Raw genomic sequence first — 12983 nt, 5'->3', positions numbered from 1 at the left:
TCCCCTAACGTCACATTGCCGCCACGTCCCAAGGCGGCGATCTGACGAGGTTTGACAATGGAAGATGCGGTCATCGACGTCACCCATGCGAAGAGCGAAGAGCAGCTGAAGGAGCTGGCATCGCTGGCAAGACTGATTGCTTTCGCACGCGAAAATGCCAAGGAGCTGAGTGCCGAATTCCCGGCGCATTGCCTCGACCTGGCGCTCAATTCCCTGCTTCAGGACCTTCAGAACAGCGCAGCACCGGCTATCGCCGAAGAAGGTCAGCGTATCGAGGCAGCTTTCGCAGTACGCCACTGAACGAGACATTCTCTCACTCCGGAAAGCCGGAGTGAGACGATCTCTCGGATTTCGTTGCTCTATCTGATTAAACGTTACAGCAGATCATCCGGCTGCATTTAAGAGACGACATTCCTGATGAAGCGAACGGTCTCTCTGCCGTTGTTGAGATAGGAATAGATCTGCGCCGAGCTGTAGATCGCAAAGGTTCCGGCCGGATAATCGGTCTCGGTGCCGCTGAGCGACAGCGTCAGCACGCCCTCGATGATGAAGATCATTTCGTGCCAGCCCTGCGGATCAGGCTCGGCATCATAGCGTTCGCCGGCTTCGAGCGACCAGTGCCACATCTGCGTCTCATGCGCGGCGGGTGCCGTGCCAAGCAGCACGCCGGAGCTTGCTGGGCCGCGCCCGCGCCAAGTCACTTCGTTGATATCGGATGAGGACGTGCGGTTCGGATCGCGAACGAGATCGACGAAGCCGACCCCCATGGCTGCCGCCAGCTTGTCGAGACTGGAGAGGCTGATATTGGCATCGCCCGCCTCGACAGCGACGATCATTCGCCTGCTGATGCCCGAAGCTTCCGCCAGCGCTACCTGGCTCAGACCCGAGGCCTGCCTTAGTCTGCGAAGATTTCCAGAAACATGCGACAAGACATCGCCCCCGCCTTGACTGTGCAATATATTGCTCATAGGCTTCCTCTAATCACATTGGGCAGTCAGATCAATCGCGATCTCGCCGTGCGTCCTATCCGGCCGCGCGAACGGATAGCTGCGTTCCATCGGCTGTTCCGCATGTAAAGGCGAGGAAAGCATGACGCAACCGATCGTTCTCCACGAAGCCGATATCACGGCGCTTCTTCCGAAAGTCGATGTCCGCTCGGTGCTGGAGCGCATGTTCCGGGCGCTGGCCGACGGCGATGCCGTACAGCCGCCACAGACGCTCAGCCTCTTCCCGCGCGATGCCGGCGACTTCATCACCTATCTCGGCGTTCTTGCCGGCGAAAAAGTCTTCGGCGCCAAGCTCTCTCCCTACATCCCCGGCGACGGCAAGGCGCTGGTCACGGCCTGGACGCTGCTGATGTCGATGGAAACCGGCGAGCCGGTTCTCCTCTGCGACTCCAAGAAGCTGACGACCGAGCGCACCGCCGCGACCTCCGTCATCGCCGCCGATGTGCTAGCCGATGCCGGTGCCTCGGTACTGACCATCGTCGGCTCCGGCCCGGTGGCGCTGGCGCACCTGCGCTATGCCGAGGCGATCCGGCCGTGGAAAGAGATCCGCATCGCCTCGCCGAATATCGCCGGCCGCACCGGCATTCCCGAGAAGAGCGCTGCCGGCTGCAGCATCACCAAGTTTACCGACGTCAACCAGGCAGTGCGCGGCGCCGATGTCGTTCTGCTCTGCACCTCATCGGGCAAGCCGGTCATCGATACGGCCGCGCTCTCGAAGGCCGCCGTCGTCACCTCGATCAGCACCAATGTGGCCAATGCCCATGAAGTCGATCCGGCAGCGCTGTCGGGCTTCGACGTGTACTGCGACTACCGCGCCACGACGCCCGCTTCGGCCGGTGAAATGAAGCTTGCCGCCGCTTCCGGCGCCTGGAGCCCGGATGCGCTTTGCGGCGACCTTCCGGAACTGCTTGCCGGACGGGCAAGGGCCCCGAGCCGCGAACGCCCGGCCTTCTTCCGCTCGATCGGCCTCGGCCTCGAGGATGTCGCCGCTGCCGTCGCCCTGCTCGCCGCTGCACGCAGCCAATAATCGTAATACCGAGGAGAATGACATGAAGATCCGCAATTTCGGCGTCGAAATCTGGATGAACAAGTACGAGACGACGTGCGAGCTCAATCTGGCCGAGACCTGCGTCGAATCCCTGACCGTCGCCGAACTGCTCGACATGGCGGGCAAGACCGACATCGCCGCCGAACTGCTGCCGCTCAAGCTGACCTATGGCGAGATCGAAGGCAGCGTTCGCCTGCGCAATCTGGTGGCCGGTCTCTATGAAAACCAGAAGCTCGAAAACACCGTCATCACCCATGGCGCGATCGGCGCCAATGCGCTCGTTCACCTGACGCTCGTCGAGCGTGGCGACCGCGTCATCTCCGTGCTGCCGACCTATCAGCAGCACTATTCGATCCCCGAAAGCATCGGCGCCGATATCCAGATCCTGAAGCTCACCGAAAAGACCGGCTTCCTGCCCGATCTCGAAGAGCTGAAAAAGCTGGCAACGCCGGGCACCAAGCTGATCGCCATCAACAACCCGAACAATCCGACCGGTTCGCTGATGGACCGCGCCTATCTCGAAAAAATCGTCGAGATCGCCCGTGCATGCGGCGCCTGGATCCTCTGCGACGAAGTCTATCGCGGTACGGATCAGCAAGGCGAAGACGGCATGACCGCCTCGATCGCCGATCTCTACGAAAAGGGCATCAGCACCGGCAGCATGTCGAAGACCTATTCGCTGGCGGGGCTGCGCCTCGGCTGGATCGTCGCGCCGGAAGAGCTGATCCACGCGGTCTCCGTCCACCGCGACTACAACACGATCAGCGTCGGCCGTCTCGACGACCATTTCGCGGCGATCGCGCTGGAGAACAAGGACAAGATCCTGAAGCGCAGCCACGAGATCACCCGCTCGGCGCTGGCAATCCTCTCCGACTGGGTCGATGCCGAACCGCTGATTTCCTGGATCAAGCCGAAATCCGGCACGACCGCGCTTCTGAAATACGACCTGCCGATCACCTCCGAAGAATTCTGCCTGCGTCTGCTCGACCAGAAGGGCGTGATGCTGACGCCGGGCAGCGCCATGGACATGGAGGGCTATCTGCGCATCGGCTACACCAATGGCGAAGACGTGCTGAAGGAAGGCCTGAAGCGTATCTCGCAATTCCTGAAGGAAGCCGCCGCTTCGGCCGCCTGATCTCCACCCATCCCAAGAATTCCTGCCGCCCGTCCCGGGCGGCGGATTGAGTCCGTTTCCAAACAAAAGGGGAATTTCATGAAACGACTTTTGACCGTACTCGCTCTCTCGATGCTCGCCGGCGCCGCCTCGGCCGACGAACTGCGGATCGGCACCAGCGCCGACTACCCGCCGTGGGAATCCGTCGATGCCGGCGGCAACATCATCGGCTTCGACAAGGATGTCGGCGACGAGATTTGCAAGCGCATCGCGGCAACCTGCAACTGGCAGAACCAGGCCTATGACGGCCTGCTGCCGGGCCTGCAGGTCGGCAAGTTCGACCTCGTCATCTCCGGCGTCTCGATCAATGACGAGCGCTCGCAGAAGGTCGACTTCTCGGTTGCCTATGCTGATGCGCCGAACGCCATCGTCACCGCTCCGGGCAGCGATGCCGCTTCCGCCAAGTCCGCTGCCGATCTCGCCAAGGCGCTCGGCAAGGCTGCCATCGGCGTACAGTCCGGCTCGACCCACGAGCAGGTCATCCGCGCGCACTTCCCGGATGCCGACGTGCGCGTCTACGACCGTCCCGACCAGATCGCCGACGACCTCGTTGCCGGCCGCATCGACGCCGGCCTGATGGAACGCTCCGCCTGGGAGCCGCTCATCAAGGAACGCGGCGCCGACAAGCTCGCCTATGCCGGCCCGCTGCTGACCAGCGCCGACTTCCCGGAATTCGGCAAGGGCCAGGGCGTTGCCATGGGCAAGGGCAAGACCGAGCTGAAGACCAAGGTCGATGGCGCTGTCGATGCGATGCTGAAGGACGGCACGGTCAAGACCATCGCCGAAAAGTGGTTCGGCTACGACATCTCCAAGAAGTGATGGCAGGCGGGAGGCGGTATTCCCGCCTCCCGTTTTCAGGAGACACTATGCGCATTCCCGCCGACATTCTTGCCGCCGCCGTCAAAGACCTGTCCGATCTCGTCGCGATCCCGTCCGTCAGCGCCCGTGGCGAAGGCATGGAAGCCTGCGCCGACAGCATCGAACGGCTGCTGACCGAGGCGGGTTTTGCCACCGAACAACATGCCGGCGATGTCGGCCCCTTCGTGGTCGGCGAAACCGGCGACGGCCTCTTCACGCTGGTGATCTATAATCACTACGACGTGCAGCCGGAAGATCCGGTCGATCTCTGGACCGCGCCGCCCTTCACGCTCTCCGAACGCGACGGCCGCCTCTATGGCCGCGGTTCGGCAGACGACAAGGGTGAATTCGTCAGCCGCCTCGCCGGCTGGCGCGAATTCCGCAAGACCTATCCCGGCCCCCTGCCCTTCAAGCTGATCTGGATCGCCGAGGGCGAAGAGGAGATCGGCAGCCCGTCGCTCAACCGCTTCCTCGACAAGCGCTTCCCCGATACCAAGGCCGATCTCTGCTGGTGGGAATATGGCGAGGTCGACAAATCCGGCCGCCCGATCATCCTGATGGGCTTCAAGGGCATCCTCGCCGTCGAGCTCGAATGCCGCACGGCGCGCGCCGATCTTCATTCCAGCCTCGGCGCCATCTTCGACAACCCGCTCTGGCGTCTGGCTGCTGCGATCTCGTCGCTGCGCGATGCCTCCGGGCGTATCCTGATCGACGGCTTCTACGACAGCGTCATCGCGCCCGATCCGCGCAGCCGCGAGCTTGCCGCAAAGCCCCCCTTCCCGCTCGAAAGCCTGCAAGAGGAGACCGGCGGACGGCGGCTGCTCGAAGGCGTCGATGCCGCGACCTTCTATGAACATCTGAATTTCGAGCCCTGCCTCAACGTCAACGGCTTCCACGGCGGCTATGACGGCGAAGGCGCCAAGACCGTGCTGCCCTGCACCGGCATGGCGAAACTCGACTTCCGCCTGGCGCCGGGCCAGAACCCGGTTGAGATCGCCGAGCTGCTGCGCCGCCATCTCGACGCCAAAGGATTTGACGATATCGCGCTGAAGGTTCTCGATGCCGAAGTGCTGGGGGTCCGAAGCGATCCGTCGCATGCGGCTGTCGATCTCGGCGCCGAGCTGCTGGAGAAATGGTTCGGCCGCCCGGCGATCATCCAGCCAAGTTCGGCCGCATCCGGCCTTGCCCATCCCTTCATCCACAAATTCGGCGCCACCCTGTTCGGCGCCGGGCTGACGCATCATGGCGCCATGCTGCACTCGCCCGACGAAAACATCCTCGTCTCGCATTTCGAAAACATGATCGGCTTCTCGGCGGAATTCTTTGCCGCACTCGCCGGCCGCTTCGGATCGGCGCCGGAGGCAGAACCGCATGTTTGAGGCGCTCTACCAATATCAAGGACAACTGCTGCAGGGGCTGACGACGACGCTGATCGTCGCCTTCGGCAGCTTCGTCGTCGGCTTCCTGATCGCCGCCGTACTGGCACCCGCTGCCGTCTATGGCAATTCGCTGACCCGGCGGATCATCATGGGCTATGTCGGACTGATCCGCGGCCTTCCGGAACTGCTGGTAATCTTCCTGATCTTCTACGGCGGCACCGTACTGCTGACCAAGCTTGCCGGCCGCTATGTCGAGGTCGACGCGCTGACCGCCGGCATCGCCTCGCTCTCGGTCGTCTCCGCCGCTTATCTCACCGAGATCCTCCGCGGCGCGCTTCTGAGCGTCGCGCAAGGACAATGGGAGGCGGCACTCTCGCTCGGCTTCCGCCGCCCGCGCGCCTTCCTGCTCGTCGTCCTGCCGCAGATGATGGTGAAGGCGCTGCCGGGGCTCACCAACCAGTGGCTGGTCATCCTCAAGGAAAGCGCCCTCGTTTCGGTGATCGGCCTCGAGGAGCTGATGCGCAAATCGGTGGTGGCAGCAGGAGCGACCCACCAGCCGCTCGCCTTCTATCTCGCAGCCGCCGGCTTCTACGTCATCGTGACCGGGATCTCGACCTTGCTGCTCAAGGCCTACGAGACGCGGCTGACGCCGCATATGAGGTAAGCCATGCTGTCCTTCGATCTCTTCCTGCCCGCCTTCATGGCCGTCAAGAACGGCTTCCTTCTGACGATCCTGATCACCATCGCCAGCTTCGCGCTCGGCCAGCTGCTCGCCCTGCCGATCGCGCTGGCGCTGACCTCGGACCGGAAGGCGATCCGCGCGCCGTTATCGACCTATACATTCCTGGTGCGCGGCAGCCCGCTACTCGTCCAGCTCTTCATCATCTATTACGGCCTCGGGCAGATCGACGCCGTGCGCCACAGCATCTTCTGGCCGCTGCTGCGCAATCCCGTCTATTGCGCCATCCTGGCGATCGGCCTGAACTCGGCCGCCTATGCCGGCGAGCTGATTGCCGGCGCCATCCGCCAGCTACCGGCAGGCCAATGGGAAGCGGGCAAGGCGCTCGGCCTTCACCACCGCATCCTGCTGATCAAGGTGATCCTGCCACAGGCCTACCGCGCCATCCTCCCGGCACTCGGCAACGAGCTCATCCTGGTGATGAAAGGATCGACGCTCGCCAGCGCCGTCACCGTCATGGAAATGACCGGCGCCGCCCGCGTCTTCGTCGCCAAGACCTACGCCCCCTTCGAAACCTTCCTGATCGCCGGCACCTGCTACCTGCTGATGGGCGCAGTCTTCGGCCGTATCTTCCGGGCGATCGAGGCGAAGGTTGCGATTCCGGGAAGGTGATGGCGGTCATCACAACGGAGCCGCTTTCAGGCCGCTCCGGTATCGCTCGCAAGCCCTAGCGCTGTCGCCTGTAATAGCTGGCGCAGGCGCGGCGCGAAATCGAGCGCGACATGACCCCACCTCGGCTCCTGCGCATATAATCTCGCAAGCGTCGGTGTCGGGTGCGACACCTGCCAGAGACCTGAGGCCAACATTAGTGTCGTAGCGACAAGGCCCGCGATTTGCTCGCCGGTCATGCTTCCCGCCCCCTCCACCGCAGCGACGATATCATCATGCGCGGCGAAGGCGTTGGTCTTGTAACGACGAGCACGCTCGATATCGACGTCCCCCTCAAGGCTGAGCGTCACATGGGTCAGCAGGTCGCAAAAGACCGGCATGGACGTGATGGTGTCAACGAACAGTCCAGCAATCTCCGCCGGTCCCAAGCCAGCTCGGCCGCTAAGTGTGGCCACGATCGCATCCCGCCAGCGCCGCCAACCACGTTCGGCGAGTTCGAGCAGCAGTTCCTCTTTGCTCGCATAATATCGCAGCACGCCCGTACGGTGCAGCCCAACGCGCTCGGTCACGGCAGCGACGGTGATGAACCGGATGCCGCCGAGCTCAATAGCCAAAGCTTCGGCGGCATCAAGCAAAGCCTCCGAACGCTGCTGTTTGTCTTCGATCGACCGAGCTCTCTCTCTCATTCGTCTTCCCTACGCTATCCAAAACGAGAGAGCCACCCCTTGTAACACATCGCAATGTTCGTTAAATGCATTTAACGCATCATTAGGTGCGTTATTAATGATGGTCGAGTAAAAAGGAAATTTCCCGTGAAGGCTGTCCAAGCTACTGGCTTCGGTGATCCAAACGTTCTCAAGATGGTTGATCTTCCTGATCCCGCGCCCGATCCGGGCCAGGTGGCGATCGATGTCACCCACGCCGCTGTCGGCCTCATCGACTTGCTCTTCCGCCAAGGCCAGTTCAAGGATGTGCCCGGCATGGCGCAGCCGCCGTTTGTCCCCGGGCTCGAAGTGGCGGGAACGATACGGGCGCTTGGTGAAGGCGTGACGGGCTTTAACGTTGGGGAGAAGGTTGTCGCAATGTCCGGCACGGGCACGGGCGGCTACGCATCCGTCTATATCGCTCCGACGCACGTTGTCATTTCAACCGAAGGCTATGCGATCGATCCGGCCCTTGCCGTCTCCGTCATTCCCAACGCCGCAATGGCCCATGTTGCCCTTACTCGTGTCGCCCATCTCTCCGAGGGAGAGACGGTGCTCGTCCACGGCGCGCTCGGGGGATTTGCCGCGGCGTTCCCGGGAATTGCCAAGCGACTTGGCGCCTCGCGCGTTGTCGGCTCGGTGCGCGCGAGCAAGCTCGAAGCCGCCGCCAGAACGAAGCTGCCTTATGACCGGATCGTCGATTCAGCCGATCTGACCAGTGCCTTGGCGGACGAGAAGTTCGATGTCGTCGTCGACGCTGTCGGCGGAGCGGTCCGAAGCCAGAGCTTCGCATTGATGAGGCCGGGCAGCAGGCTCATCGTTGCCGGCAACGCCAGCGGCGACTGGAGCCACGAAGTGAAGACCAATGATCTTTGGCTCGGTTGCGTTTCGGTGACCGGTTTCAATGCCGGCGCCTATCTGCCGACACATCCGCACACCATTCGCCCCGCATTGGAAGCGGCGTTGAGGGTCGCAGCGGACGGCCTGGGCGAAATGGAAATCGACGTGCTGCCTTTCAGCAAAGCCGTCACCGCACATGAGCGCATGGAGAGTCGCGCACTCAACGGCCGGATCGTGCTCACGCCGGACGGCTGATCTGCGAAGTGCATGAGTTAGAGAGTGAGGAGCGTGCCACGACCATCACGGCACGCTTCTTGGATCGCTGCGCTCCGACACCACTGTCCGGCTCGCGCCGCGCGCCGATCTCGCTCGACCGGGTATCCCCCTCGCAAAGCTGTGGCTGGCGGGTGTTTCGCATTGCTCAAACAGCACAAATCCGGTGTAGAATGAGGCATCAGCTGGCGGATGTGATTCGATTCGCGGCTTTCGGGACCCAAAACGGCCAGATGCTAATGCGCTGATATGGTTAACCTTCATTCTCAAACGGAAATGAAGAGCCACATTTCTTCCGCTGCCCATGCTGCCTCCGGATTGACCGCTGAATCGCTGCCGATTCTTAGCCGGCGACGATTTTCACGGTGAAAAAAGCCTCGAAGAAAGCGGGTTAAGCCCCTGTTAACCCTAATTGCCTTGCAAGAAAATGAGAATCGGAGCTAAATGCGCTTTCAAAGCCCGTAAGGCGTTTAAATCGCATTTTCGAGATTTCCATGAATATGGCAACGACAATTGATAAGGCAATTTCTGACGTCGATCAGCTGATCATCGCTCAGGCCCAGGAACTGTCAGACAAGCTGAAGCAGCATCGTCTGGAAATGTTCCCGCCGCGGGCGATGAAGGATCTGCGCGAGTTTCAGCTCGCCGAGGCCGCGCGCTTTCTGGGCGTCACCAGCGGCTATTTGAGAAATCTGTCGCTGGAGGGCAAGGGCCCCCTCCCCCAGGTCACGTCATCGGGCCGCCGTTCCTATACGGCCGAGCAAATGGACGAAATGCGCCAGTTCCTGGATCAGAACGCCCGCGGCGGCACGCGCTATGTTCCCCACCGCAAGGGCAGCGAGCATCTACAGGTCGTCGCCGTCGTCAACTTCAAGGGCGGTAGCGGCAAAACCACCAGTGCCGCCCATCTCGCCCAGCACCTGGCGCTCACCGGCCACCGTGTTCTTGCCGTCGATCTCGACCCGCAGGCTTCGCTTTCGGCGATCCATGGCTTCCAGCCGGAGTTCGACGTCAACGAGAACGAGACGCTCTATGCGGCGATCCGTTATGACGACGAGCGGCGGCCGCTGAAGGAAATCATTCGCAAGACCAATTTCCCGAACCTTGATCTGGTGCCCGGCAATCTCGAGCTCATGGAGTTCGAGCATGATACGCCGCGCGTTCTAGCGCAGGGCAAGACCAGCGATTACGGCCGCATCTTCTTTGCCCGTCTCGATGAGGCGCTGTCCTCCGTTGCCGATGACTATGATGTCGTGGTTATCGACTGCCCGCCGCAGCTGGGCTTCCTGACGATGAGCGCCATCTGCGGCGCGACCGCGGTTCTGATCACGGTTCACCCGCAGATGCTCGACGTCATGTCGATGTGCCAGTTCCTGCAGATGCTCGGCGAAGTGCTGAACACGCTGAAGGGCGCCGGCGGCAACATGAACCTCGACTGGCTGCGCTATCTCGTGACCCGCTACGATCCGCAGGACGGACCGCAGACGCAGATGGTCGCCTTCATGCGCTCGATGTTCCGCAACCACGTGCTCACCAATCCGATGCTGCGCAGCGTGGCAATCTCGGATGCGGCGATGACCAACCAGACGCTTTACGAAGTCGAGCGCAGCGCCTTTACCCGCGCCACCTATGACCGCGCGATGGAGGCCATGGATGCCGTCAATGGTGAGATTGCCGATCTGATCCACAAAGCCTGGGGCCGCAAATGACCCGGGCGCAATTGACCACAGCAGCCAGATCGATGGGCCGGAGGGAGATAAATGGCACGTAAGAACATCCTCTCGGGCCTGATGGACGATTCCAAGAAGTTTACCGCCGTAAACAACGAGCCCGACTCGGCTGCCGAGAAGCAGATCACCTTCAAGGGTATTGGCGCGCTCGGCGCGGTGACGCGCAGCATCGATGCGCTGGCTGCCCGGGCCGATGCCGCACGCGATATCGAAGAAAAGCTGGCGCATGGCGAGACGGTAATCGATCTCGACACGGCGCTGATCGAGGATTCCTTCGTCGCCGACCGCCTGGTGCAGACCGACGAGCAGTTCCAGGAGCTTCTGGAAGCGATCCGTACGCGCGGGCAGGACTCCCCTATTCTCGTGCGTCCGCATCCGCAGAAAGACGGCAAGTATCAGATCGCCTTTGGCCATCGCCGCGCACGCGTTGCGAAAGAGCTTGGCCGGCCGGTTCGCGCCGTCGTCAAGAAGCTCGACGATCGCGACCACGTCATCGCCCAGGGCCAGGAAAACTCCGCCCGCGCCGATCTCTCCTTCATCGAACGTACGATGTTTGCCGATAAGCTCGACAAGCTCGGTTTCGACCGCGAGACCATCATGTCGGCGCTCAGCGCTGACAAGACGACGATCTCGAAGATGCTGTCGGTCACCCGCCGCATTCCCGCCGATGTGCTCTCAGCCATCGGTGCGGCTCGTGCGATTGGCCGTGACCGCTGGCATGAGCTCTCGGTCAAGTTCGAGGAAGAGAATGCGCCAGAGCGCGCCAAGCTCTTTGTCGAGACCGATGATTTCATCGCTGCGGAACCCGACACCCGCTTTGATCTGCTTGCCGGATTCCTCAGCCGCAAGCCGTCTTCGACAGCCGCAACGCATGCTGAACCCGCTGCCGTAACGCAGTGGCAGCGCCGCGACGGCTCGGTCAAGGCGAAGATCAAGAATGACGGGAAGCAATTCACGATCGCGCTGAAGGCAGCCAAGGCATCGGCCTTCGGCGCCTATATCGCAGACAATCTGGATCGTCTCTTTGAGGCGTTCGAGAAGGATCAATTGTCAGGAAAGAACGGAGATCAATAGCAAAAGAAAAGGCCCCCAAAACGTTGCCGTAGTGGAAGCCCTCTCTGATCTAGACACCCAGAGAATCACATTTCCACTCCCCATAGTCAAGAGTCTTCGGCACCTATTTTTGGTGAGCCCATATCTTTTGCCTTGAAGAAGGCGAAGAAAAATGGACAGCGGACGTGTGACGACGCCTTTCGGGCGGCGGCCGATGACGCTTGGCTTGCTCGCAAGTCAGATCAAGGCACAAAAGATCGAGGAAAGCCCTTCGGTCGACAAATGGAAAATCCATCGCGCCCTTTGCCAGGCCAAACCTCTGCTCGATATTTCGGACAGAGCGCTTGCCGTGCTGAATGCGCTTTTATCTTTTTATCCCCACAACGAGCTCTCCAGCGAGCGCAATCTCGTTGTCTTTCCCTCCAATACGCAGCTGTCGATCCGCTGCCATGGCATGGCCGAGCCGACGGTTCGCCGTCATATGGCCGCACTCGTTTCCGCAGGTCTCGTCATCCGCAAGGATAGTCCGAACGGCAAGCGCTATGCCCGCAAGACCCGGCAGGGCGATATCAGCGAGGCCTACGGATTTTCGCTGGCGCCATTGCTTGCGCGTGCTGCCGAGATCGAGCGTCTTGCGGAAAAGGTCGCTGCCGAGCGCTTGCATGTGCAGCTGATCAAGGAGCGGCTGACCTTGTGCCGCCGGGATATTTCCAAGCTGATTAGCGCTGCGATCACCGAAGAAGCCGGAGGTGATTGGTGGCGCGTCCAGGAAGCTTTTCACCTAATCCTGAACAAGCTTCCGCGGGTCGCTCCGCCGCATCTGATCGCGTCAGTTCTGGCAGAACTCGAAGATCTCCGCACCGAAATCCTCAAGCGGCTGGAAACACAGGTTAAAACGGAAAATTCGAGCGCCAATGACTCTCAAAATGAGCGGCACATACAGATAACAGAATCCGAATCTTATCTTGATTCTGAAGCGCGGCCGGAAAGCGCAGAGATCGAGTTTACCACCGTAAACTCCGTCAACCACGCTAACACCATGCATGCCGAAGATGACGCTTCCGTTACAGCAGAGAATGTTATCCCCAGCTCTGTGTCTCTCAGTACCATCATCGATTATTGCCCCGACATCGCCCTCTACGGACCGAATGCGAGAGTGCGGAATTGGCAGGATCTCATTCAGGCCACCACGCTCGTCAGCACCATGCTGCAGATCGGACCATCCGCCTATCGGCAAGCATCAGCGGCAATGGGACCGCAAAATGCCGCTGCCGTCGTCGCCTGCATTCTTCAGAAAGGCGAGAGCGTGACGTCACCCGGCGGATATCTGCGTTCTCTGGCACGGCTTGCGGAGCAGGGACGGTTCAATGCGTGGCCAATGCTGGCGGCTCTGAGGCGGAACTCGGTTTCCGGTGAGAGAGGCGCGCAACCAGCACCGTATGCACCTCCGCCGAACTGAGGGAAAGAAAATTGCTTTTCAGTTCCGTTGCGAAAAGAAAACCGAATAGAAACAATTGCATCTCGTTCGGCTGAAAACGCAACCGGAGTGATCAAAACCGAAGAAATCCA

The 12983-nt window shown here is 61.2% G+C and carries 13 protein-coding genes; 11 read left to right on the top strand and 2 right to left on the bottom strand.

Annotated elements, in window-relative coordinates:
* Nucleotides 1-57: 57 nt before the first annotated feature.
* On the top strand, nt 58-300 hold the full coding sequence (locus ACEN84_RS25045; RefSeq protein ID WP_112714747.1) for a hypothetical protein: 243 nt from the start codon (nt 58-60) through the stop codon (nt 298-300).
* Between the two features lie 98 nt (nt 301-398).
* Here ACEN84_RS25045 and ACEN84_RS25040 read toward each other — a convergent pair whose 3' ends face one another.
* The gene (locus tag ACEN84_RS25040) at nt 399-929 is read right to left on the bottom strand and encodes a helix-turn-helix domain-containing protein (protein WP_413712068.1); all 531 of its coding nucleotides are present in this window, start codon (nt 927-929) and stop codon (nt 399-401) included.
* A 160-nt stretch (nt 930-1089) separates the two neighbouring features.
* Between ACEN84_RS25040 and ACEN84_RS25035 the strand changes: the two genes are divergently transcribed.
* The 6 genes from ACEN84_RS25035 (at nt 1090) to ACEN84_RS25010 (ending at nt 6817) form a co-directional block, all read left to right on the top strand.
* Nucleotides 1090-2034: an ornithine cyclodeaminase family protein gene (locus ACEN84_RS25035; RefSeq protein WP_413712067.1), complete on the top strand. Its 945-nt coding sequence runs from the start codon at nt 1090-1092 to the stop codon at nt 2032-2034.
* Nucleotides 2035-2056: 22 nt separating this feature from the next.
* Nucleotides 2057-3190, top strand: coding sequence for an aminotransferase (locus tag ACEN84_RS25030; protein ID WP_112714741.1), 1134 nt, complete (start codon nt 2057-2059; stop codon nt 3188-3190).
* A 78-nt stretch (nt 3191-3268) separates the two neighbouring features.
* Nucleotides 3269-4048: a transporter substrate-binding domain-containing protein gene (locus ACEN84_RS25025; protein ID WP_413712066.1), complete on the top strand. Its 780-nt coding sequence runs from the start codon at nt 3269-3271 to the stop codon at nt 4046-4048.
* Nucleotides 4049-4095: 47 nt separating this feature from the next.
* Nucleotides 4096-5466, top strand: coding sequence for a M20/M25/M40 family metallo-hydrolase (locus tag ACEN84_RS25020; RefSeq protein ID WP_413712065.1), 1371 nt, complete (start codon nt 4096-4098; stop codon nt 5464-5466).
* Nucleotides 5459-6130: an ABC transporter permease gene (locus ACEN84_RS25015; RefSeq protein WP_413712064.1), complete on the top strand. Its 672-nt coding sequence runs from the start codon at nt 5459-5461 to the stop codon at nt 6128-6130. Before ACEN84_RS25020 ends, ACEN84_RS25015 begins: the two co-directional genes overlap by 8 nt.
* Nucleotides 6131-6133: 3 nt before the next feature.
* Nucleotides 6134-6817 carry an ABC transporter permease gene (locus ACEN84_RS25010; protein WP_199625671.1) on the top strand — a complete coding sequence of 228 codons (684 nt, stop codon included), beginning with the start codon at nt 6134-6136 and terminating at the stop codon, nt 6815-6817.
* 26 nt (nt 6818-6843) lie between these two features.
* Here the strand turns inward: ACEN84_RS25010 and ACEN84_RS25005 are convergent, their stop codons facing one another.
* Nucleotides 6844-7500 carry a TetR family transcriptional regulator gene (locus tag ACEN84_RS25005; protein WP_130280475.1) on the bottom strand — a complete coding sequence of 219 codons (657 nt, stop codon included), beginning with the start codon at nt 7498-7500 and terminating at the stop codon, nt 6844-6846.
* 213 nt (nt 7501-7713) lie between these two features.
* Here ACEN84_RS25005 and ACEN84_RS25000 point away from each other — a divergent pair, with 213 nt between their 5' ends.
* From ACEN84_RS25000 to repC, 4 genes are all read left to right on the top strand, one after another.
* Entirely contained in the window at nt 7714-8613 is a 900-nt protein-coding gene (locus ACEN84_RS25000) for a quinone oxidoreductase family protein (RefSeq protein ID WP_413712063.1), read from the top strand.
* A 512-nt stretch (nt 8614-9125) separates the two neighbouring features.
* Complete coding sequence (gene repA, locus ACEN84_RS24995) at nt 9126-10340, top strand: plasmid partitioning protein RepA (RefSeq protein WP_112714731.1); 1215 nt, start codon at nt 9126-9128, stop codon at nt 10338-10340.
* Nucleotides 10341-10391: 51 nt separating this feature from the next.
* Nucleotides 10392-11435 carry a plasmid partitioning protein RepB gene (repB, locus tag ACEN84_RS24990; protein ID WP_413712062.1) on the top strand — a complete coding sequence of 348 codons (1044 nt, stop codon included), beginning with the start codon at nt 10392-10394 and terminating at the stop codon, nt 11433-11435.
* A 151-nt stretch (nt 11436-11586) separates the two neighbouring features.
* Nucleotides 11587-12873: a plasmid replication protein RepC gene (repC, locus tag ACEN84_RS24985; RefSeq protein WP_413712061.1), complete on the top strand. Its 1287-nt coding sequence runs from the start codon at nt 11587-11589 to the stop codon at nt 12871-12873.
* The last annotated feature ends 110 nt before the right edge of the window (nt 12874-12983 follow it).

Source organism: Rhizobium sp. Rhizsp82 (genome assembly GCF_047325115.1).
Lineage (GTDB): Bacteria > Pseudomonadota > Alphaproteobacteria > Rhizobiales > Rhizobiaceae > Rhizobium.
Note: the sequence above shows the minus strand (reverse complement) of the source record. Positions and strands in the feature narration are given on the sequence as shown.

What these genes read in the sequence shown, in the direction of transcription:
- repB (WP_413712062.1), top strand. Translation starts at nt 10,392, where the DNA reads ATGGCACGTAAGAACATCCTCTCGGGCCTGATGGACGATTCCAAGAAG.
- ACEN84_RS25045 (WP_112714747.1), top strand. Translation starts at nt 58, where the DNA reads ATGGAAGATGCGGTCATCGACGTCACCCATGCGAAGAGCGAAGAGCAG.
- repA (WP_112714731.1), top strand. Translation starts at nt 9,126, where the DNA reads ATGAATATGGCAACGACAATTGATAAGGCAATTTCTGACGTCGATCAG.
- ACEN84_RS25025 (WP_413712066.1), top strand. Translation starts at nt 3,269, where the DNA reads ATGAAACGACTTTTGACCGTACTCGCTCTCTCGATGCTCGCCGGCGCC.
- ACEN84_RS25015 (WP_413712064.1), top strand. Translation starts at nt 5,459, where the DNA reads ATGTTTGAGGCGCTCTACCAATATCAAGGACAACTGCTGCAGGGGCTG.
- ACEN84_RS25010 (WP_199625671.1), top strand. Translation starts at nt 6,134, where the DNA reads ATGCTGTCCTTCGATCTCTTCCTGCCCGCCTTCATGGCCGTCAAGAAC.
- repC (WP_413712061.1), top strand. Translation starts at nt 11,587, where the DNA reads ATGGACAGCGGACGTGTGACGACGCCTTTCGGGCGGCGGCCGATGACG.
- ACEN84_RS25005 (WP_130280475.1), bottom strand. Translation starts at nt 7,500, where the DNA reads ATGAGAGAGAGAGCTCGGTCGATCGAAGACAAACAGCAGCGTTCGGAG.
- ACEN84_RS25020 (WP_413712065.1), top strand. Translation starts at nt 4,096, where the DNA reads ATGCGCATTCCCGCCGACATTCTTGCCGCCGCCGTCAAAGACCTGTCC.
- ACEN84_RS25035 (WP_413712067.1), top strand. Translation starts at nt 1,090, where the DNA reads ATGACGCAACCGATCGTTCTCCACGAAGCCGATATCACGGCGCTTCTT.
- ACEN84_RS25030 (WP_112714741.1), top strand. Translation starts at nt 2,057, where the DNA reads ATGAAGATCCGCAATTTCGGCGTCGAAATCTGGATGAACAAGTACGAG.